This is a genomic window from Deltaproteobacteria bacterium (genome assembly GCA_019308995.1).
In the GTDB taxonomy this organism is placed as follows: Bacteria; Desulfobacterota; Desulfarculia; order Adiutricales; family JAFDHD01; genus JAFDHD01.
Window position 1 is genome coordinate 13,683 of the sequence record JAFDHD010000022.1, and the last position, 21,426, is coordinate 35,108.

Consider the following 21,426-nt stretch of genomic DNA (forward strand, 5'->3'; position numbering starts at 1 on the left):
TAATTAGGGCAATATTTTTTATTAAAATTTGGAACATGGCCTCGGCCTTCCTGGGGTCTGGGTCAAATCAAAGGGCGACTGTTCAGTCGCTCAATTGATAATTTATATAGGAACAACCGGTTAGTTTGGAAGAATTTAAAATCAGGGTCAGCCCTTTTTGCGGCCCTGTGGCTGTGCTTCACCTTACTAACCAAATATCGCCCCTCATTCAGGGATGAGTTTCTATGGGTGAAAGCACTATGCTTTATGGTCACTCGGCCAGGGAGAAACTCAAATTACAGACCAGGTTAAAGTGAAGATTAAATCATGGCAAGCAAACCTTCATGGCAATATTACACTGAGTTACGAGAAATGTCCCGCATTCGCGCCTTGGCGGAATCTGTCTTCAATGGCCGGAACGCCAAGGGCGGGCCCAGAGTCATCTCTGCTGCCGAAGTTTACGAGTTGGCTTGCCAGATGCCCTGGGTGACGGTGACCGATCTGCCTATTCATGAAGAAGCGATAAAACGTCTGGGGCTCCCGGCTGGCGCCATGGTCATCAATGACAATCACGGCGGTACGGTGGGCCGTTCGGCTGAGGCGCGTGTTTTTTATAACCAGGTGAGTAAATCCGAGCAGGATGCCCTGGAGCTTTTGCTGCGGGAGGCCGTTTACGGGCTGCAGCGGGATTATGAGCTGATCATCTGTGACGGGGTTATCGGGACCCATCCCGAGATGATGCTCAAGGCGCGGCTGATCGCGCCGGTTGAGGACGCTTCCACCATGTTCAACTGGATGGCCAACTTCCAGCCCCTGGATTCTATTCCGGAGTATGAAGGCTCCAGATTGCGCGACATTCCGGACATCCTGTTCGTGGCTTACCCGGAATGGAAATCCGACGATCCACGCTGGGCGCGGGGCTGCGTGGTCGTGGATGAACTCCACATGACCATTTTCAATCTCGGTCTGCGGTACTTTGGGGAACGAAAAAAAGGCACCCTGACCATGGCCTGGACCGCGGGTATGAAACTCGGGGCGGTCGCGGCTCACGGCGGCATCAAGGAGATTGACTTCTCCGGGTGCAAGGGATTTGAATCGCGAGGCAAGCAGGTCATTGCTTTTTACGGCCTTTCCGGTTCTGGCAAGTCCGCGCACTCCAATTCCCTGGACAACGAAGGCACCCTGCCTCAAGGCTTCAAAAGGCGTATCGCCCATGATGACGCCTTCCAGATAGACTATAAGAACAGGAAATGCTACGTCTGGGAGCCATCTTTATTCGATAAGACCGACGCCCGGGAGCTGGATCACCCGGACTGGAAATACTGTATCTCCACCCAGAACATGCTGATCGTCGAGGTGGATGGCAAGATTCTGCCTTATGGCCAAGACACCAGGAATAACAACGGGCGGGCCATATTCGTCCGGGAACTCCTGGGCGAGACCACCAATGTGATCGGCTTTCCCAATGCCCTCGGCTGGCTCATGAAGGACACGACCCTGCCGCCGGTCATAAAGATCGTCGATCTGGCGCTCTCCGTGGCCATGGGCGCCACGCTCATGACCAAACGCACCCCGGCCGAGAATGTCACTGAAGAGGAAATGGCCAGGCTGGTCTTTGTCCCCTTTGCCAACCCCTTCCGGGTTTATGAGCTTTACCGGGACTGTGAAGGTTACGAGGAGGTTTTTAAGTCCGGGTGCGAATGCTATGTCTGGACCGGCGGCGGCTTCGGGTTCTGGGACACCTCGGCTGAAGATACCAAACCCATCCCGCTCAAGACCTCCCTGACCTTACAGACGGCCATCCTGACCGATGTCCTCGAGTGGGAAGATTGGGACCTCCTCCCGGGGGCCCAGATTCCGACCAGAGAGACCGTGGACAAGATCCTTCCCGGTTACTACGACCAGTATAACCCGGCCCATGTGAAAAATAAGGAACAGTACCGTGCCACCCTGAGAGACCGGTTCCTTCAGCGAATTGACTTTCTTAAAAACAGCGACGTCGCCGAAAAGCCGGACCTGCTTGACCGCCTGGTCAAGGCGCTGGAAATCAAGGCTTAAGTTAAGGTATAAAACAGGAGCGCTGGCTGGTCTGAGGCTCTGGCCTGTTTAGCACCGACCGCAAGAAAAACATGGTACTGCGAGGCGGTGAGAACATCTATTCGGCCAAGGTGGAGGAGGCGCTTTACAAGCATCCTGCCGTTTCCGAGGCAGCTGTGGTTTGAGAAGGAGGAACGAATGAAACTGAAAGAAAAGGTGGCCTTAATCACCGGAGCGGCCCGAGGCATCGGCCGTGCCCATGCCTTCCGCCTGGCCCGTCTCGGAGCGGACATCGTGATCAATGACATCAATCTCAAGTCCTATGAGGAGTTTGATGAGGAAATCACGGCCGACTCGGTCATGGACGAGGTGCGCCGCCTGGGTGTTGAGTGTATCGGCCTGGAGGCTGACGTGGGCCAGAAGGATGAGGCTGAGGCCATGGTGCGGCGAGCCGTGGAAGAGTTCGGCCATGTGGACATTCTGGTCAACAACGCCGGCGGTCTGGCGGGCAGCGTGGCTGAGAGCTTTGCCGCTTCTGTTTCTGAAGAGGACCTCAGGGCCACCCTGGACCGAAACCTGATGGGCACGATTTACTGCTGCCAGGCCGTGGCCGAGCACATGAAGGCCCGCAAATGGGGCCGCATTGTCAACACCTCCTCCCAGGCGGGTCTGCGCGCCCAGCCCGGCGGGGTGTACGCCTCATACGGAGCGGCCAAGGCCGGAGTGATCGCTTACACCAGATACCTGGCCCAGGAACTGGGACCGTACGGCATCACCGTGAACTGCATCGCCCCGGCTTACGTGCGCACCGAACGGCTGTGGCGCCAGTCCTTCAGCCAGGTCAAGGATGTGGGTACAGAGCTGCGGGTGCCGCTGGGTCGTCTGGCCGAACCGGATGATAACTCCAAGGTGGTGGAATTCTTTGTGACCGACCTCGGAGACTACGTCACCGGCCAGTGCCTCAGCGTCTGCGGCGGCGCGGTCAACTTTTGAGGAGGCGCAGTTCGTAAAGATCATCCCGGCGCTGCTTCAGCAAAGGCAGCCGGGATCGGATATCCTTGATTCTTTCCGGGTCAACCTCTACCACACCCACACCTTCGGCCTCTTCGAGATTGACAAGCACCTCGCCAAAGGGGTCAACCATCATGGTATGGCCCCAGGATTGATAGGATGAACCAGGTGGAGCGGTGCCGGATACCCCGGCGACATAAATGGTATTCTCCACGGCCCGCGCCCGCAGGGACAGCTCCCAGTGCGCCGGTCCTGAGACGTTATTGAATGCCCCGGGCAAGACCACAAATTCCGCTCCGACCAGGGCCATGAGCCGAAAAATCTCAGGGAAGCGAACGTCATAGCAGACCGCGATCCCTAAGCGCATTCCCAGAATATCCAGAACTGTTATCTTCTCTCCAGGTGAAAGCACGGTTGACTCGTGAAAGGAGACACCGCCCGGGAGGTCAACATCGAAGAGGTGGACCTTGCGATGGGCGGCCTGGAGATTCCCCTGCCTGTCCCAGAGTGTGGCCGTGTTGTAAAGGCGGCCTTCTTGGTTTCTTTCAGGCAGAGAACCACCAAGGATATACAAATCGAGCTTTTCAGCCCAGCCCCTCAGCAACTGGCAGGTGCGGCCCTCCGGGATCGGCTCTGCATACTCGGGGAAGAGTTCAAGCTCATAAGGGCAGATGAACATCTCGGGCAGAACCGCCAGGTCGGCTTCTTCTGCCTTGGCCTGCTCGAGCAGGCTTTCAACGATGGCCACATTTTCGGACCAATCGGGCTTGATCTGGTACTGGATCAAAGCCAGTTTAATCTTACGCTCCATATGATCTCCGTGAATGCGTACTTTGAGTTATCAAGTCTATCATCACAAACAGTGACCAGTCAAAATTACGGCTTTTTTACATTTTTGGCAGGGAATTATGAAGATAATCCATTTTTTTATAAAGGTTTTCTCGATTTTTACCGATTTTTCAATTGAAAAAAACTAGTTATTGAATTAATAATATAGAGTAGTTCTCCGAATGTCATCATGATTTGAAGATATTAAGCTAAATAACCTGCGGAGGTTACTGATGTTGACAAGATTTTTACTTGCTTATCGAAGGTATTCTCTGATGTTTTTCCTTTTTCTATTGGCATCCAGTCTATTTTTATGTTCAGGCCCTGGCTGGGCGTTAGCTGCTGAGGAAACAGGCCACGTTTTTACCCTCAAGGAAAGTGTAGCCATAGTCCTGGAGAGGAGTCTGAAGTTATTGTCCGCGTCCCAGAGCGTAGAAGGGGCCAAATGGAAAAAAGATGAGGCCTCGACCAGATTCTTGCCGAAGTTTAACGCTACCTATACCTACACGCTTTTGGACGAGACCCCCACCACATCCTCGTTATCGTTTGAGGATGTGATTCTATTTCCAGGGACGCCTTATAGTACAACTTTAACATTACCTACGGGTATGAGCACGCGGCAGGTGGGCTCCAGAGACAACTGGCAGCTGAAGCTGACTCTGACTCAGCCGATCTTCACCGGCTTCGCCCTGACCACGGCCTATGAACTGAGCAAACTTGGAGTCAATATAGCCGAGATCTCCCTGGCCCAGACAAGGCTGGATATAATCCTCCAGGTGAAACAGGCCTATTTCAATATCCTCCAGGCCCAGAAGGTGGCCAAGGTGGCCATTCAGGCGGTCAAGCAGCGGGAAGCGCATTTAAATGTGGCTCGTAATTATTACGAGGTCGGCATGATCGCGAAAAATCAGGTCCTTCAGGCTGAAGTCCTGGTGGCTGAAGCGGTCCAATCCAGAATCAAGGCTGAAAATGCGATTTTATTGGCAAAAGCCAGTTTCAACACCCTGCTGCGCCGCCCTCTGGAGGCCCCCCTCGAGGTCGAAGACATATTGACCTATAAACCATTTCCGCATGATCTTAAATACTGCTTTGAACGCGCCATAGATCGTCGGCCGGAGATCGAGGCTGTTCAGGAAAGTATCAAGATTAATGAACAGAATGTTCGCCTGTCCAAGGCTGGTCATTACCCGACTGTAACTGTTTTGGCCAATCACTACTGGAAGGGGGACACCTGGAAGGTCCAGGGTAGCCCGTACATGGATGACTATACCTCCTGGGATGTCACGGCTGTACTTTCGTGGAATTTCTGGACCTGGGGCCAGGTCTCGGATCAGGTGAAATACAAGCGCACCGAGCTGACCAAGGCGCATAATACCCTGATTCAGGTCAAGGATGGGATCGCCCTGGAGGTCAAGAGCAGTTTTCTTTCCTTAAAAGAGGCGGAAAAAAATATCGCCGTGGCCCGTAAGGCCATTGAGCAGGCTGAAGAGAATTATCGTATGAGTCAGGAGCGCTATCGTGAACAGGTAGCCACCTCGGCGGAGGTCACGGACGCAGAGACCTTGCTGACCGCGGCCCGGCGCAATTATTATAGCGCCCTTTACGATTATAACTTCGCCTGGGCCAAGCTGGAGCGGGCCATGGGCCTGGGGCGGGACAAAATTTAGGAAAATTAATAAAATAGTCTTTAATAGAAAGGGAGAAAAAGTTAGCCGGGTGAATTTTTTAGGGTCAGCGGCTGGCCATCAACGAATCAAATTGCGGCCATGATTCAACTCTATCATCTGACCAAGGTCTACCCCGGTGGTAAGGTGGCCCTTGACGATATCTCCTTCAAGGTCGCCAAAGGAGAGTTCATTTTTATCGCCGGGCCTAGCGGGGCGGGAAAAACAACGCTCGTCAAGCTGATCATGTGTGAGGAGAAGGCGACCCGGGGTCAGATCCTGGTGGACCGGCTCAATCTCCAGCGCATCCACCCGAACAAGATCCCCTATTTGCGCCGAAAAATCGGCGTTGTCTTCCAGGACTTTAAACTCATCTCCACCCGCACTGTCTTTCAGAATGTGGCCTTGCGCCTCGAAGCCCAGGGTGAAAGACGAAACTTTATTAATAAAAAAGTGCGGGTAATACTCAAGAATGTCGGGTTGGACGGCTTGGGTGAGGCTCACCCACCCCAGCTTTCTGGAGGAGAACAGCAGCGCGTGGCCATTGCCCGTGCCATGGTCGGAGACCCGCTGATACTCCTGGCGGATGAGCCTACCGGCAACCTGGACATTGACTTGAGCCGAAATATCCTCGAACTGCTCCTGCAGATCAACAAGGGAGGAACCACCGTCCTCATGGCCACTCACAACCAGGGAATCCTTCAGGAAACCAATCAGCGCATCATCCGTCTGGACAGAGGTCGCCTGGTGGCCTGAAAGGAAGCGCCTTTGCATAAGCTCATCTACTTCACCAGGATCGCCTTTAGCAATACGGCTCAAAATCTATTCGTCAGTGTGGTCTCGGTGGGAACGCTTTCCCTTGCTCTTTTGACATTAAGCGCCTTTGTTCTTATCTACGCTAATGTTCAGAGCCTGATCAAGGCCTCTACTCAGGATCTTTCGGTTTCAGTTTATCTTGCTGACGGCGTGAGTCCGGCCCGCCTGGCTAAATTAAAGAACAGCCTCTCTGAAATGCCGCAAACCGTCAGCTTGAGTTACATCAGCAAGTCACAGGCCCTGGCTGACCTGAAGCGCCGGTTTGGAACTTACGGGAATCTGCTCGACGGGCTGGAAGAAAATCCTTTGCCAGCCTCACTCGAACTGGAACTCAAGCCCGAGTATAGATCTCAGGAGCAGATCAAAGCCCTGATCGAGCGGCTGAGAAGCTTCAACGGCGTGACCGACGTGGACTATGCCTGGGAGTGGGCGGATAAACTCTCAGGATTACTTAATTTTTTGAAGCTGTGCGGGTTCATCATCGGCGGGCTCCTGTTCCTGGCCACGGTTTTCATCGTATCCAATACCATCAAACTGACCTTGTATTCCCGCCAGGAAGAAATCTACATCATGCGACTTATTGGCGCCACCGAAGGTTTTATCAAGGCGCCGTTCTTTATCGAGGGTTTCCTGCAAGGTCTTGTGGGCGGGCTGCTGGCCCTGGTGACCCTCTTTCTCATCTTCAGCCTCCTTGTCTCCCGGATTAAATTTCCCCTGGGCCTTTCCGCGGTTCATCTCACCTTTCTCTCCTCAGCCGTGTCCTGGGCCCTGGTCGGTTCCGGAATTTTTTTAGGGGTCCTGGGCAGTGTGGTCTCTTTACGGAGGTTTTTACGCTGATGAGGACCAGGCTGAACAGCGTAATAATAATGATCCTGTTTATAATGGCCTTACTGCTGTCTGGCCCTTCTTACGGGATTCAGGCCGAGCTCGAGGATGAGAAGCAGGGGCTCAAGGAGGTCAAGGAAGCCGAACGCCGGCTGCTGGATGAGCTGGACGAACTGACGCGTCGCGTCGAAGGGATCGAGACCTCTCTGGCTCAAATCCAGGATGAGATCGTTCAGCTTAAAAAATTGCTGCCTCTGGGAAAAAAGGAACTGCAGGCTCTCGAACGCTCCCAGGCCAGGCAGAAAGACTTTCTCTACCGCCGGCTCAGGGTCATCTACCGGCTCAGGGAAGGCGGCGTCATGCAGATCTTATTTAACGCCAGTTCCATCCCGGACTTTCTTCACCGCTATCGCTACCTGGCGTCCATCATTGCCCACGATGAATCAGCCCTGCGGGAGTATGACCGGCGCCGCCAAAGAATTAAGGCCAAGATGAACCAGATCAAGCTTCAGGAGATCAGGCTAAAGCAGCTTCTGGCCGACCTGAGGGCCGATAAAAAGAGGTTGATTCAGGTTCAGAACCAGAAAACAGCCTTTTTGATGAAGGTCCACCAGCGCAAGCAGACTTACCTGGCCCTGATTCGGGCCCGCGAAGCCTCACGGGAGCGGTTGATAAAAGAGGTGATTATCAGGCCGAAGGAGGACGTCTCCTCCCTGCCTTCCGCCTCGATTCCAGCCTCCCGGCCTGCTGAAAAACTCGGCTCAAGGCAGTGGCCTGACTTCGCCGCGCTCAAAGGCAAGCTCCCCAGGCCGGTTGGGGGCCGCATCAAAGATCACTTTGGCCGGAACCCCGGCCTGTTTGGGACTTACACCACCCGCCACGGGGTCACTATTCTCGCTTCGTCCGGAAGGCCTGTCAAGGCCGTTGCCAGAGGGGAGGTTATCTTTGCCAGCTGGCTCAAAGGCTATGGGAACGTGGTCATTATTAACCACGGCCGGCGTTACTACACGCTCACGGCCGGCATTACCCGCGTCAAGGCCGAGGTCGGCCAGTGGGTGAACCAGGGAGACTACCTCGGCCTGGTACCTTATGGTGGTAAAAAAAATAAAAAAGGCATATACTTGGAAATTAGACACCGAGGCAAAGCACTCAACCCAGGCGTCTGGCTGGGTTCGACCCTTGCTGCTCAGGAAAAGGTCAGGGAGAAATAAGATGCGCCATAAAACAAGTATACGAACGATTCTTCTCAGTTTCATCATCCTGGGAATCATTATCTTCCCTCTCGGTCCGGCCGTTGCGGATAATCGGGAAGACGTTTATGCCAAGATCAAAATTCTCAGCCGGGTCCTATACGAGATCCAGGAAAGATTTGTGGAGGAGAAAGAAGCTGAGGAGTTGATTTACGGGGCCATCAAAGGCATGGTCCAGACCCTGGACCCGCATTCTTCCTTTCTCACGCCTAGCGAGTTCAAGGACCTCCAGATGGAAACCCGAGGCAGCTTCACCGGCGTGGGCACAGAAATCACACTCAGAGACGGCGTCCTGACCGTAGTCGCACCCATTGACGGCACCCCGGCCTACAGGGCTGGCATCCAGAGCGGCGACGCCATCATCAAGATTGATGGAAAACCAACCAAAAACATGACCCTCCGGGAGGCGGTTAAGCTCATCCGGGGGCCGCGAGGCACAACCGTCGTCCTGACCGTGACCCGGAAAAGCGAATCAAAGCCCTTAGATATCGCTATCGTTCGAGACGTCATCCCCCTGCGCAGCGTTCGGTTCGAAACCCTGGAACAAGGCTATGGATACATGAGAATTAGCAACTTCCAGGCCAAAACGACCACCGAGGCCCGCAAGGCCCTGATCAAACTCCAGTCAGGCCCGGTGCCTCTCAAGGGTCTCATCATGGATCTGAGAAGCAACCCCGGAGGGCTTCTCGATCAGGCGGTCAAGGTTGCTGATCTTTTTCTTAAAAACGGATTGATCGTCTATACCAAGGGTCGAAGCAAACACCAGAATATGAAATTTAAGGCCAAGAAATCCATCGTTGTCGAGGACTATCCAATCGTCCTGATGGTGAATGAGGGTTCTGCCAGCGCCTCTGAAATACTCGCCGGGGCGCTCCAGGACCATAAGCGCGCCCTCATCCTCGGCGCCAGGACCTTTGGAAAGGCATCTGTTCAAACTATCATTTCCTTTTCTGACGGCTCAGGCCTGCGCTTGACCACGGCCCGGTACTACACACCCTCTGGCCGCTCGATACAGGCCGAAGGCATCGCCCCGGACGTGACTGTTGCCAGCCGCTTTAAAGGAAAAGTAATTCGAGAGAAGGATTTAAAAAAGCACCTCAAAGGGGAACATGAAATGGAGGCCGAAAAGGCCGATAAACCGGCTGAATCTGAGGTAGAAGAAGAGGCAGCGCCGAAGGAGAAGCCCATTCCCAGGGAAAAAATAAAACCTCTATCAGAAATGACCCTTGAGGAACGCTTTGAGATTGATCCTCAGCTCAAAAAGGCTTTTGAACTGTTAAAGCAAGGGGAGGTGCCTTCCCTCCTTAAGATGGCCGGGACAGCCAAATAATGGCGACCCGCAACACGGGTAAGTCACAGTCATCACCCCGGTCGCGCCCCAAGTCCCGGAAAACTTCCGCCTCAAAAACCCGGACACCATCCAAGGCAAAGTCGCGCCCCAAGACCAAGACCCAAACAAAGAAAAAGAAAAGTTCCCCGTCCTCCGGCGGGAGGGAAACCCTGTGGACCCGGATGCGGTCGAACCTGTCCTTCCTCGGCCTGGGCCTTACGGTCGGGGTGCTGGGTGCGGTCCTGATCCTGTACTTTATCGGAGCATTTAAGACGCCGCTTTGGTGGAAGCCCGCTGCTCCCCCTACCCCGCAAGAAACCCGAACCAATCAACCCAGAGTTATAACGACCGGCCCGAAGGTCTATGAAGAACACAACCGTCTGGATCTGCAGATCAAGAAGATAGACCAGGCCCTGTACCGGGTTTTAAAGGTTCTCAAGGTTCCGGAAAAGGATATCCATTTTGTGGAGCTTACCCAGAAAAGGACCGGGAACTCGGAATGGCATCATGCCACCATTGAAGTCCTTCTGCCAGCCAGAGTCGAGACCGAGCGCCTGACAAAGGATTTCAGGCTGGCCCTGCATCAACTTTCGCTCGACCCGACGCCCCGGATGAGCGTCAACCGGCAGAAACAGACCACACGGGTCAAGGTTTTTTTTAACGGCTTACTGACTCACACCATGCTCTTTCGAACGCCAGGCGAGGCGGAATCGTTTCCTCGGCCCGGCCCGCCGCCGACCCCTGTGCGGCCGCGGCCAAAGGTGGCCATTATCATTGACGATCTTGGCATGGACCTGAATCAGGCGCACTGCTTTCTCGACTTAAAGACCCCCTTGGCTTTATCCATTCTGCCTTACCAGCAGTACTCTCGGAAGGTGGCCCAGGCGGCTCACAAGAAGGGACGGGTGGTCATGCTCCACCTGCCTATGGAACCGGCTCAATATCCCCTGGTCAATCCGGGTAAGGGCGCCCTGCTTTGGTCCATGAGCCGTGAGGAGATCGAGGCTCGCGTGCGGGAAGCCATTGAGGATGTGCCATTTGTCGTCGGGGTGAACAATCATATGGGCTCACGGTTTACCGAGGATGCCGACCGTATGGGCTGGGTCCTTAAAGAAATCAAAAAACATGATCTCTATTTCCTGGATAGCCGAACCAGTATCCGGTCCCAGGGTTATGCCATGGCCAGGAGTTTGGGGGTTAGGACCGCGGAACGCACCGTGTTTTTGGACAATGTTCAGGAGGCCAAAGCCATCCGCATTCAGATCAGGCGTCTGGTGGCCCTGGCCCGTCAGTGTGGCCAGGCCATTGCCATCGGTCACCCCTATCCCATCACTTGTCAAGTTTTAAAAAACGAGTACAATTACCTTAAATCACAGGTAGAATTGGTGCCTGTCACCAGTCTGCTCCGATAAGAGAAGAATATGAACGATGACATGGATGAAGCGCTACCGGCCCGGTTACCAGACGCATCGCCCACCTTCCAACGCCCTGACAGGCCGAGGTTTCTAACAGAGATCACCTTTGACCGTTTCGACCTGCCTTCAGAGGTCCTGCACGGGATTGCGGATGCTGGCTTTACTTTTTGCACTCCGATTCAAGCCCAGGTTTTGCCCGTGGGCCTGGAGGGGCGGGATGTAGCCGGGCAGGCGCAGACCGGCACAGGGAAGACGGCTTCCTTCCTGGTGCCTGTCCTTACCCGGCTTTTGAGTCAGGCTGGTCATGGCGCTGGTCTGCCTGCGGCCCTGATCATTGCCCCCACCCGCGAACTGGCCCTTCAAATCTATGAGGATGCAAAGATTCTCAGCCGGCACACCGGTCTGGGCCTGGCCCTGGTCATCGGTGGAATTGATTATCAGAAGCAGGCCAACACCTTGCGGCAGGGGGCGGATATCGTTATCGGCACACCCGGCCGAATCATTGATTACATCAAGCAGCGCATCCTTAAGACTAGACACATCAGCCAACTGGTCATTGATGAAGCTGACCGGCTGATGGACATGGGTTTTATTAAAGACCTGCGTTATATTCTGCGGAAGCTGCCTTCATATGAAAAACGCCAGTCCATGCTTTTTTCGGCAACCTTGTCCTATCGCGTTCTCGAACTGACCTATGACTACATGAACCTGCCCGAATTCATCTCCGTCACCCCGGATGAAATCACGGTCAAGAGTGTGGAGCAGTCCCTCTTCCACGTCGGTCGTAATGAGAAACTCTCTCTGCTGCTTGGGTTGCTCAAGAGGGAGGACTGGACCCGGGTTTTAATATTTGTCAACACCAAATCCGGGGTGGAGTGGCTCACCTGGAGACTTAAGGATAACCACCTGCCTGCTGAAGGCATTACCGGAGATCTGCCTCAGAAAAAACGGCTTAAGTTGATGAAAAATTTTAAGGACGGAAGCATCAAGATTCTGGTGGCCACGGATATAGCCTCCCGGGGGATCCATGTGGAAGATATCTCCCATGTCGTCAATTATGACCTGCCACAGGACGTGGAGAACTATGTCCATCGCATTGGCCGGACCGCCAGGGTCGGAAAGGCCGGCCGCGCTATCTCCTTAGCCTGCGAACAGTATGTTTTTCATCTCGAGCCCCTTGAGGAGTACCTGGGATACAAGATCCCGGTCGTCTGGCCCGAGGATGACTGGTTTGAGGAGGTTCGATCCGTTCCAGACTCAGGCCGGCGCTTTAGGCGCACGATCACGACCGGCCCGGAGAAAACCAGACAGTCATCCAAAAAGAAGGGCCGTAAGAAACCCCCACCGTCTGAGTCAAAGAAAAAATTCACAGAGAAAGCCAGGGATTTCACCCGGCCGGGGGGTATCTTCGGTCTGCCTCCCGGCACCCGGAGTTCCTCTTCCGCCAAGATGGAGGCTGAAGGGAAAAGACCCCTTCAGAAAAAACAGAAACGCCGCCGCAAGAAGAAGTCATCTGGGGCTGGTCCTGAACCCGGGTCCACGGATGAGCAAGCCTAGCCGGGTATCCAGGCGGGACAGGATTCGGGCCTGCCTCGAAGAGATGTATGACCGGCTCCTTTGTGCCTTTGGACCTCAACACTGGTGGCCCGGGGAAACGGCCTTTGAGATAATGGTCGGGGCCGTGCTCACCCAGAACACCGCCTGGTCCAACGTGGAAAAGGCCATCGCCAATCTCAAGGCCGAGGAACTTCTTGAGCCCGAATGTTTGGGGCGCGCCTCCAAAGAAGAACTGGCCCGGTTGATCAAACCGGCCGGTTATTTCAATGTTAAAGCAGAGCGGCTGAAGAACCTGATTACTCTGATCATGGCGCATGGAGGCGGCGACCCACCCCGCCTGCTTGAAAAACCGCTTGAGCATCTCCGCCCGGATCTTCTTGAGGTCAAAGGCATCGGACCGGAAACCGCTGACTCGATTCTCCTTTATGCCGCTGGATATCCGGTTTTTGTTATTGACGCTTACACGAGGCGAATCCTTGACCGTCACGGATTGGCCGAGGGAAGTGAGACCTACGAGCAGCTTCAGGGCCTTTTTATGAACCATCTTCCGCATGATCCGGCGTTATACAACGAGTACCATGCCTTGCTGGTTCACCTTGGCAAGCACTTCTGTAAGCCGAAGCCTCTTTGTGAAGACTGTCCTCTGGATGGGTGGGAGGCCTAGTGCCGCGGCTTAACTTGAAACACCGTGCTTCCGCAGGAAGAACATATTCTTGACAATTGCCTAAGATGTAGAGTTCCCGGGAGCTTCGCTCCCTGATCCGCCGATAATTCATTCGGAGAGATTCCGGGTTTTATCGAGCGAAAGGCCCTTTGATCCCCGTTAATAACCGTTTGGTAAGCCCCGGTCTGGCCCTTTGCGGAGACTTCTTCCTGAGAGGAGCCTCTGGTTGTTCCTCCTTTATTTCCAGTTCCGGCGCACCTTGCCATCTCCGGGCCAGATACTGAAGGCTGATTTTTATTCCTTCTGGCCGAAGCCAACCGTATCCGGCCCAGCCCAGTATGTCCAGCAGGCCCTGGAAATCATCGTCGCTCCAGGCTGTTGTTCCCTGGCGGGTCAGTCTCCGGGTGACCTCTTCATCTGAGACCTCGCCCTCCCGCGGCAGCTCCGCGGCGTAAGGTATGTGCATTGTCAGAAAAGTCTCGAGATAAGACAGGGCCCCCTCATCCCAAACGCTAAGTTCGCGGCCTTCCAGCTCCCAGTCCAGGAGCCATATCTTCAGAATATTGTCTTCGCCTCCTGAGACGATGTACCGGCCGTCATGGCTCAGGGAAGCTGAACTCACACTGGCCGTGTGTCCTTCAAAGGTGCGCAGGCAGCGGCCGGTGGTCACCTCCCAGATTTTAAGGGTGTTGTCAGAACTTCCGGATAAGATGTATCGCTCATCCTGACTGAGGCAGATCGTGTTCACCGCCTGGGTGTGACCCTTAAAGGTGCGGATGCACTCCCCGGCGGTGATGTCCCACATTTTTAGGGTGGTATCCCCGCTGCCAGAAAAGGCGTAACGGTAGTCATGGTTCAAGGCGACCGCATATACAACGCCCTCATGGCCTTCCAGGGTGCACAGACAGCGGCCGGCGGCGAGGTCCCAGAGCTTGAGAACGTTTTCCTCAAGGGTATGATCACCGCTTCCTGAGAGGACATATTGGTCGTCCAGGCCGAAGCGAATGGAATTGATCGCACACCTATGACCTTCCAGGGTGCGCAGGCAGCGACCGGTGGCGAGGTCCCAGACTTTGACCGTGCGGTCTTCGCTGCCCGACAAGCCCAGCAGGCCGTCCTGGCTCAAACAGACCGCATTGACACTGGCTTCATGCCCTTCCAGCGTCAGCAGACAGGAAGCCGTGCCAGTATCCCAGAGTTTCAGAGTCTGATCAGCGCCGCCTGAAAAGGCATGTGCGTTGTCCCGGCTGAGGCAGACAGCCAGGACCCCGCCTTTATGGCCTTCAAACGTCCGCTGGCAACGTTTACTAAACAGATCCCACAATTTCAGAGCGCCATCTGCCCCGCCAGACAGGGCTAACTTACCATTCTGACTCGTAACAACTGAACGTATCCAGGACTCATGACCTTCAAGGGAGGCCTCTTCCCATCCTCCGGCTAAGGCCTGATGAGGCAGCCGGGCATACAGGTCCGTCCAGGCCTTCATCGCTTCGGCTCTGCGGGCGTATCCTTTCTGGGCTCGGGCTTCTCGTATCTCAGCCGCGGCCCTGGGAAGGTCTTCCTGCTCGAGGTATTTCTGAGCCCGGTCCAGGTGATTCTCGTAGTTAATCTCAGCGGTCAAAACCGCCTCACTCGTTAGTATCTTGGAGAGGATCAGGGGTGAGGGTTCAGGTCTGGCGCTGCAGCTGGTCCTCCAGTAATTGATTGCGCCGCTGACATCTCCTGACAGGGCATACTCCCCGTTCCGGCTCACGCTGATAGAGAGAACCCATGACTTGTGCCCCAGGAAGGTGCGCCAGCAGCGTCCGGTGTCAAGCTCCCATAACCTGACCGTATTATCAAAGCCGCCCGAGACGGCGTGCCGACCCTCCGGGGTCATGCTGACCGAGGTTACCTCGTCACTATGTCCGGTAAAGGTCCGCACCAGACGAGCGCTAGCGGTCTCCCAGAGTTTGAGGGTGTTATCCGCGCTCCCCGACAGGACGTATTTCCCATCGTCGCTCAAAGCGATGGATGTCACCGGCCCCTCATGTCCCTCGAAGGTGCGCAGACAGCGTCCGGTGTCGCTTTCCCACAGCCTGATTGTCTTATCGCCGCTTCCGGACAAAACATGCCGCCTGTCATTGATCAGATCAATGGAGGTCACCGACCTCCGGTGTCCTTGAAGGTTGCGAATTAAACGGCCCGTTTCAACCTCCCAGAGCTTGACGATTCCTTCATCGCCGCCTGAAAACGCCAGTCGGCCGCTTCCATCTAGGCAAACCGCGTTCACACTGGCTTCATGCCCTTCAAAGATGCGCAGGCAGAGGCCTGAAGAGACCTCCCAGAGCCTGACGGAAAAGTCGCTGCGGGTGTAGTCCCCGCTCCCGGACAAGGCATAATGCCGGTCCCGGCTGAAACAGACGGCATTCACCGCGCCTTCGCTCCCTTCAAAGGTTCTAACGCAGCGGCCTGTTTCAACCTCCCAGAGCCTGAGTGTCCTGTCGTCGCTTCCGGACAGCGCCGACAATCCGTCCCGGCTTAGATACACGGAGTTCACATTGGCGGTGTGGCCCTCAAAGGTACGTAAAAGCTTTCGAGAACCGGGGAGGCACGCCTGGGCGTACTCCATGGCCGGTTTCAGCTCCTTAAGCCGGGCATCCGACTCGGGAATGCTCTCAAAAATCTTGAGCGCCTCGCTGCAATCGTCGCTCTCCAGGTGCACCAACCCCAAGAGGTAGTGATTGATCCAATCTTCGGGGTGGGAACGAAGCACTTCCTCCATCTGCTTGGCCAGGGTTTCGTCGGTCATCCTGGCAGAGCGCCAGAGAACCAGACCGTGGCTGTAAGTTGATTCAGGATGATGCGGCTGACTCTTAAGGGACTCCTCCCAGAGCCTCTCCGCCTCCTCCTTCCGCCCGAGGTCCATTAACGAGATGGCCATATTGTTCAGGTTGTCCGCGACCGACCCGCCTGCTTTTGGTTCCGGGCGGGTATAGGTTTCCCGGGTAACCTTTTCATAGATCTCCACGAGCCTGTGAGCGACTGCCCGCATGCTCGGAGGACGGTTGTCAGGGTTATGTATTAAGCAGGAGCGGAGCAGATTGGCCAGGGGATCGGGCATCCTCGGGATATAGGTCTGATCCGGCCCTGACTTGACATACTCTTCCAAGACCTCCGGGACGACCGTGCCGGATTGCCAGGACCTTCCCCCTTTAAAGATTTCCACCATTGATACCGCCCAGCTCCACAGGTCAATCTTTCGAGTCAGGAGGCCGCCTGTGGATTGCTCGGGCGCGAAGTAGGCCGGGGTTCCGATGACCAGGCCTTCGGCCGCACCGTTCGGCTCACCCGATGATTCTTCCATCTCCTCGGCCTGGCTCCTGGGTATAGCCAGGCCGAAGTCGGTCACCTTGGCGATGCCAGTCTGTGTCATCATGACATTGGCCGGCTTAACGTCCTGGTGGATCAACCCCTGTTTGTGGGCATAATCCAGGCCCCAGGCGAACTGAATGGCTATATCCAGGATACGTTCCAGTACCTGCTCCGGATCTCCCTGATAGAGCCGGGGCGTGTGATCGTCTTCAGGCTTGAGCCAGGATTGAAGGCTTCCGCCGTTTACATATTCGGCAAAAATCAGCGGGAGTTTATGAATGCGGCGGACATAATAGCAACTCACAATATGAGGGTGCAGACCTAGGTTAACCCAGGTTTCAGCCTCACGCTCGAAATTATCCACGCCGCCGGCCGCACGAATGACCTCGGTCTTGGGCACTTTCACCGCCAGGTTCAGGTTCCAGCCGCGGTGATGGACCCTGAACACCTTGCCCATACCGCCTTCCCCCAAAAAACCGGTCACCTTATAGAGGTCCATGATGACGTCCCCGACGGCCCATGCCGGACCCGGCCTTGCCTCGCTCTCATCATCAGGGGAGGCCTCTCCGGGCAGCTCCTCCTCAAGACCTTCTTCGAGGTCAGGGATATCATCCGCGTTGAGAGCCAGGGTTAAGCTAGTCTCTGGCTTTACTTTATCCTGTTCGGATCGAGGGACAGGCTCGATACGGAATCTTTGACCGCATTTATCACATTTGGCTGTTTTTCCGAGATGTTCCGGTTTGAGGTTGCCATATCTCGCCTGGCAGTGGGGGCAGACCGTTTCGACGGGCCCTTCCCTCTCCAGGGATTGAGCTTCGACGCGAAAAGAAGAGCCGCATTTCGGACACTTCACCGTTTTGCCAACCAGACCAGATGAAATATCATTAAAAAAGGCGCCGCAGTGTTGGCAGGTGGTCGTGATCGGCAATACAGGTCCCTCTTAACGCTTCTTCTTTATTTCAGCTTACTTTTCCGGAAAAAAAAGAGGCTTTTTAAGTCTCGATCCCAGGATTAAATCCAGAAACGATGGGAAAGGTCATCTAAAGGGCTTCATGAGTGCGCCCCCTGACAACTAAGGCGGCTGTCAGGCGATTTTTTCCTCAGATCACGCCTTCCAGGGCCTGTTTGAATTCAAGCGCTGACTTATAAGTGATGGTCGGCTGATCAACCAGGGCCATGTCAATCACCCCGGCCACTTTTTCCGGAATCGAAGAATCCCGTTCGCGAATCGGCACCGCCTGGGTCTGCAGTACAGTGCGCCAGGGGTCTTCACCCTTCTTGAAATTGCGTGCGAACGTGCCGGTGAGCAGGTTATACAGCGTGGCCGCCGCGGCCCAGACGTCAACGTCTGGTTTGGCGTATTTAAAATTTATGACCTGCTGTCTTGGCATGTACACCGGGGTGCCGCCAACAGTCCCGGTCCTGGTCTGTCCGCTCAAACCGGCGGTGTCAAACGCCTTACCCACACCCACATCAGCAATTTTTACCAGACGGTTCTTTCCCGAACCAGGGAGGAAAAGGTTGGCCGGTTTGATGTCTCGATGAACCAGGCCCTTTACCTGCTCCGTTCGCCCGTCTGAAAGCTTGATATCGGATATTTCGACCGTATGGATATACTCCAGGCCGTCGAGAACCTGGAGAATGATTTCCATGGCTTCATCCAGAGACAGCTTGCCGCCCTTTTTTTCTCTCAGTTTGTCCACACTGCCGCCTTCACAGTATTCCAGGGTAAAAAAGAAGATGCCGCCGAAATCACCGGAACCGATTAACTGGACGACATGAGGATGGTTGAGGGCCTTGGTGATTTCTACCTCCCGTAAAAACCTCTGCCTGGAGGCATCATCCACAGCGACCTCTGGCAGCATCATCTTCACAGCGACCTCCTGACCGTTCTCTCTGTGACGAGCCAGGAAAACGACACTGAATGTGCCTTGACCGAGTTCCTTGACAATTTCATATCCCTGAAGGGCCTGGAGCTGCTCATCGCCCTGGCTGGCCTTGGTGACCAGCATCTCAACGATTTCAGAAGGTTTGGATTTACAGGCGCGACAGATGTAAGCCCCCTGGCGGTGTTCACCCACTTCCTTGGACACATCCCGGCCACACAAGGCGCAAGCCTTTGCCTGGGAATCAGGGGGAGGGCCTGTCCTGACCTTGTCCTCCTTCTGGCGACAGGATTCACAGCGGTAAGTATCTCCTTTGAGGCGCAGCTCCTCTTTCCTGTCTTCAGGGATCTCCTTCCCGCAGTCGGTGCAGACGGCCGCAGCATGAATTCCCACCCTGAAAACCATACTCCCCAGCTTAATCTCGTCGCCGTCTTTGAGGTCATATTCTGGAAAGGCCTTCTGGTCAATCTCCTGAGGTTTTTGGTCTTTTTTACGCTGCCCAATTTTCCGCCCGTTTACAAAAGTGCCATTTAAGCTTCCAAGATCACGCACCCGAACGTCAGGGGGGTTGATGTCCAGAAGGCAGTGATGTCGTGAGATAGATTGAAGATCCTTGTCATCAGGCAGCCGGATGTTGCAATCCGTGCCGCGCCCGATAATGGCGGTGATGCACTCGTTAAAAGTGAAGACTTTTCCCTTGAGCTTGCCTTGACTGACAGTAAGACTGACTTTGGCCGGCATGAAATCTTCCTACCAGGCTACTGGTGTCCCATGTCCTTTAGGAAGCTGATCCAACTTGTTACAGCGTGGCAGAGGATAAACATTCTCGAGTCCTATTATGGTCTAGTTGGTTCAACATAACAATAAAAAAATAAAAAATGAGAGGCTAGCCGGGTATTTACAGGCTGATAACTTCTGTTTCTTGGCAAACTTTCTTAAAAAACGATCTCCTGCCAACGGGTATGGTCAGGTCAGTTTGGACAGGTTCTCTCGCACCCAGTCCAGGGTGGGATCGAGTTCAAGGGCGGTCTGGTAATACCGGACCGCGTCGCTGATCCGGCCCAGTTCCCGGTAATTGGAGCCGATATTGGCATGATCAATGCCAGAAGCGGGGTCAATCTTGAGGACCTTCTTGAAACATTCAATGGACTTTTCATGCTGTTTGGTTTTGAAAAAGCAGAAGCCCAGTAAATTGAAGGTGTCTCGCCGCTCGTCATCCAGAGCGGCCGAACGTTCGAGATAGCCGATGGCCTGGCTGTATTCTTCCATTTCTTTATACGCCAGGCCGAGGTAGGTCAGGACGCCTGGCACATCCTGGTCGAGCGGCCCCATCTCGAGGGCCTTCTTTAAAAAGCCAGCCGCTTCAAGCGAACGCCCCTGGTTCAGCAAAGCCTGTCCCATAAAGAAATCCAGAAAGTAGCTCTCCGGGCAAAGCCCGCGGATTCGATTCAGACCGGCGGTGACCCGGTCAAAATCTTCCTGCCTTGCTATGATCTTGGCGGCAAAGAAAGGGACACTCGCAGCCTGGGCCCGTTCTCGGAAATGGGCGCCCGGAACGATGGTATAGACGGCCGGGATATCGAGGTCTGGATGGGTGATGTTCATGGCATAGGCCTCATAACCTCGCTCGGCCAAGACAGCCACAATCCGCTCCACCTCGACCTTGATGTTGTTATGGCTGACGTCAGGCAGGTCGCTCATGGGAACGCTCGGCCCGGAGCGTGTTACATACTCCGCCTGAGCCGGGTCGGTGTACTTTGGCAGACCGCTGGCCACAAAAGTCGAGCCCGTGTTGAAGTCCCCGGCCAGTTGCGCCACCTCGGTCAGGGTCCGAATAAAGGCCTTTTCCGGGTCAGGGGCGGTGCCAGCCGTGTAAACGATCTCAGAAAGAAGGGGAAAGGTCCCCGGGTCGTAAGCCAGCGCCCCGACTGAAGGCAGACCCATATCCAGAGTGAAGTCCTTGACAAAGAGCTTGATGCCTTGCCTTTCAAACTTTCGGACCAGCTCCCTGGCAATGGGACCTTTGAGTGAAGTCGTGTCAATGGAAGGCAGGGCCAGCCTGTCCCGGCAGATCAGGGCGGAAACATGCCGCTCCACAACCTCGCACAGACCCTGCATCAGGGCCTCCTCCATGCTGTTGCCTGCGGCCGGGCCGTTGAATTCATTAATCTCGTAAAACCAGTTGAACGGGATCAGGTATGCTCGCCCTTGCGTCAGGTTGAAGGCCGGTGTCCAGGAAAGTTTCAAGTCAGAGACAGCCTGCCGTGCACGATCCAGGTCCTGCGGGTCATGATGCACCGAGGCGGCCAGGTGCTCAAAAGGCAAGGCCTGACCCTGAAGCTCATCATAGGTGGCAGTAATAAAAGGCTCGTGACGCCAAAAGTGAAAGAAGCTGAAACGTTCAATCAGTTCCATCACAGCCGAAGCCTCGGCCTGGGCCGGTGTCGCTCCTTTGCCCATCTGCTTTTTGGTGGGCATAACCTCGAGGGCGTCAGACCCCACGGTACTGAGATAGATCGGGATATCCAGGCGCCGATTATCAATCCGTTCCGTCTTTTTGAGGATGCTGATACGGGCTTTGGTCAATTTTTTCCTGACCAAGGCTATGGTCTCTTCAGGAGAAAAGACCTTATCCTGATCGAGCGTGTAAGTCTTGAAGCAATCTTTCAGTTCAATTTTCGCGGACATAATGACAGCCAGACCCTGGGTGTGTTTTTGAGGCAGTATATCCAAGATTTTAGGAAAAACAAGAGAGGGAGAATAAAAGAAGGGAGTTTTTCAGGGGGAACCCTTTTTTGAAAAAAAGGGTT

The 21,426-nt window shown here is 54.7% G+C and carries 14 protein-coding genes; 10 read left to right on the forward strand and 4 right to left on the reverse strand.

The annotated features are described in order from the left end of the window. The first annotated feature begins 306 nt into the window (after positions 1–306). Together JRI95_05930 and JRI95_05935 are read left to right on the forward strand one after the other, a co-directional pair. Positions 307–2,037, forward strand: coding sequence for a phosphoenolpyruvate carboxykinase (ATP) (locus JRI95_05930; GenBank protein ID MBW2061089.1), 1,731 nt, complete (start codon positions 307–309; stop codon positions 2,035–2,037). Positions 2,038–2,214: 177 nt separating this feature from the next. Beyond that, complete coding sequence (locus JRI95_05935) at positions 2,215–3,009, forward strand: SDR family oxidoreductase (protein MBW2061090.1); 795 nt, start codon at positions 2,215–2,217, stop codon at positions 3,007–3,009. Here JRI95_05935 and JRI95_05940 read toward each other — a convergent pair. Continuing rightward, complete coding sequence (locus JRI95_05940) at positions 2,999–3,838, reverse strand: carbon-nitrogen hydrolase family protein (protein ID MBW2061091.1); 840 nt, start codon at positions 3,836–3,838, stop codon at positions 2,999–3,001. The two genes, JRI95_05935 and JRI95_05940, sit on opposite strands and share 11 nt — an antisense overlap. 250 nt (positions 3,839–4,088) lie before the next feature. Here JRI95_05940 and JRI95_05945 point away from each other — a divergent pair, with 250 nt between their 5' ends. The 8 genes from JRI95_05945 (at position 4,089) to JRI95_05980 (ending at position 13,376) form a co-directional block, all read left to right on the forward strand. Continuing rightward, a complete protein-coding gene (locus JRI95_05945) occupies positions 4,089–5,522 on the forward strand; it encodes a TolC family protein (protein ID MBW2061092.1) in 1,434 nt (477 codons plus the stop codon). Between the two features lie 99 nt (positions 5,523–5,621). Further along, positions 5,622–6,275: a cell division ATP-binding protein FtsE gene (gene ftsE, locus JRI95_05950; protein ID MBW2061093.1), complete on the forward strand. Its 654-nt coding sequence runs from the start codon at positions 5,622–5,624 to the stop codon at positions 6,273–6,275. Positions 6,276–6,287: 12 nt separating this feature from the next. Next, positions 6,288–7,172, forward strand: a complete 885-nt coding sequence (locus JRI95_05955; protein ID MBW2061094.1) for an ABC transporter permease — start codon at positions 6,288–6,290, stop codon at positions 7,170–7,172. Continuing rightward, positions 7,172–8,371, forward strand: coding sequence for a peptidoglycan DD-metalloendopeptidase family protein (locus JRI95_05960; GenBank protein ID MBW2061095.1), 1,200 nt, complete (start codon positions 7,172–7,174; stop codon positions 8,369–8,371). Before JRI95_05955 ends, JRI95_05960 begins: the two co-directional genes overlap by 1 nt. Position 8,372: 1 nt before the next feature. After that, a complete protein-coding gene (locus JRI95_05965; GenBank protein ID MBW2061096.1) occupies positions 8,373–9,740 on the forward strand; it encodes a S41 family peptidase in 1,368 nt (455 codons plus the stop codon). Then, positions 9,740–11,152 carry a divergent polysaccharide deacetylase family protein gene (locus tag JRI95_05970; protein ID MBW2061097.1) on the forward strand — a complete coding sequence of 471 codons (1,413 nt, stop codon included), beginning with the start codon at positions 9,740–9,742 and terminating at the stop codon, positions 11,150–11,152. Before JRI95_05965 ends, JRI95_05970 begins: the two co-directional genes overlap by 1 nt. 21 nt (positions 11,153–11,173) lie before the next feature. Next, the gene (locus JRI95_05975) at positions 11,174–12,712 is read left to right on the forward strand and encodes a DEAD/DEAH box helicase (protein MBW2061098.1); all 1,539 of its coding nucleotides are present in this window, start codon (positions 11,174–11,176) and stop codon (positions 12,710–12,712) included. Further along, positions 12,699–13,376 (forward strand): endonuclease III domain-containing protein, encoded by a 678-nt coding sequence (locus JRI95_05980; GenBank protein MBW2061099.1) that lies wholly within the window; start codon positions 12,699–12,701, stop codon positions 13,374–13,376. Before JRI95_05975 ends, JRI95_05980 begins: the two co-directional genes overlap by 14 nt. A gap of 130 nt (positions 13,377–13,506) precedes the next feature. On the opposite strand, the gene JRI95_05985 is transcribed toward JRI95_05980, so the two are convergent. The 3 genes from JRI95_05985 to JRI95_05995 all read right to left on the reverse strand — a co-directional run bounded on the left by JRI95_05985 (position 13,507) and on the right by JRI95_05995 (position 21,304). Further along, on the reverse strand, positions 13,507–17,658 hold the full coding sequence (locus JRI95_05985; GenBank protein MBW2061100.1) for a protein kinase: 4,152 nt from the start codon (positions 17,656–17,658) through the stop codon (positions 13,507–13,509). A gap of 172 nt (positions 17,659–17,830) precedes the next feature. Further along, positions 17,831–19,357 carry a protein kinase gene (locus tag JRI95_05990; protein MBW2061101.1) on the reverse strand — a complete coding sequence of 509 codons (1,527 nt, stop codon included), beginning with the start codon at positions 19,355–19,357 and terminating at the stop codon, positions 17,831–17,833. A gap of 225 nt (positions 19,358–19,582) precedes the next feature. Beyond that, complete coding sequence (locus tag JRI95_05995) at positions 19,583–21,304, reverse strand: YcaO-like family protein (protein MBW2061102.1); 1,722 nt, start codon at positions 21,302–21,304, stop codon at positions 19,583–19,585. Positions 21,305–21,426 lie beyond the last annotated feature (122 nt).

Coding starts and splice junctions, on each gene's coding strand:
- JRI95_05930 (MBW2061089.1), top strand. CDS start 307: ATGGCAAGCAAACCTTCATGGCAATATTACACTGAGTTACGAGAAATG.
- JRI95_05935 (MBW2061090.1), top strand. CDS start 2,215: ATGAAACTGAAAGAAAAGGTGGCCTTAATCACCGGAGCGGCCCGAGGC.
- JRI95_05940 (MBW2061091.1), bottom strand. CDS start 3,838: ATGGAGCGTAAGATTAAACTGGCTTTGATCCAGTACCAGATCAAGCCC.
- JRI95_05945 (MBW2061092.1), top strand. CDS start 4,089: ATGTTGACAAGATTTTTACTTGCTTATCGAAGGTATTCTCTGATGTTT.
- ftsE (MBW2061093.1), top strand. CDS start 5,622: ATGATTCAACTCTATCATCTGACCAAGGTCTACCCCGGTGGTAAGGTG.
- JRI95_05960 (MBW2061095.1), top strand. CDS start 7,172: ATGAGGACCAGGCTGAACAGCGTAATAATAATGATCCTGTTTATAATG.
- JRI95_05965 (MBW2061096.1), top strand. CDS start 8,373: ATGCGCCATAAAACAAGTATACGAACGATTCTTCTCAGTTTCATCATC.
- JRI95_05970 (MBW2061097.1), top strand. CDS start 9,740: ATGGCGACCCGCAACACGGGTAAGTCACAGTCATCACCCCGGTCGCGC.
- JRI95_05975 (MBW2061098.1), top strand. CDS start 11,174: ATGGATGAAGCGCTACCGGCCCGGTTACCAGACGCATCGCCCACCTTC.
- JRI95_05980 (MBW2061099.1), top strand. CDS start 12,699: ATGAGCAAGCCTAGCCGGGTATCCAGGCGGGACAGGATTCGGGCCTGC.
- JRI95_05990 (MBW2061101.1), bottom strand. CDS start 19,357: ATGCCGGCCAAAGTCAGTCTTACTGTCAGTCAAGGCAAGCTCAAGGGA.
- JRI95_05995 (MBW2061102.1), bottom strand. CDS start 21,304: ATGTCCGCGAAAATTGAACTGAAAGATTGCTTCAAGACTTACACGCTC.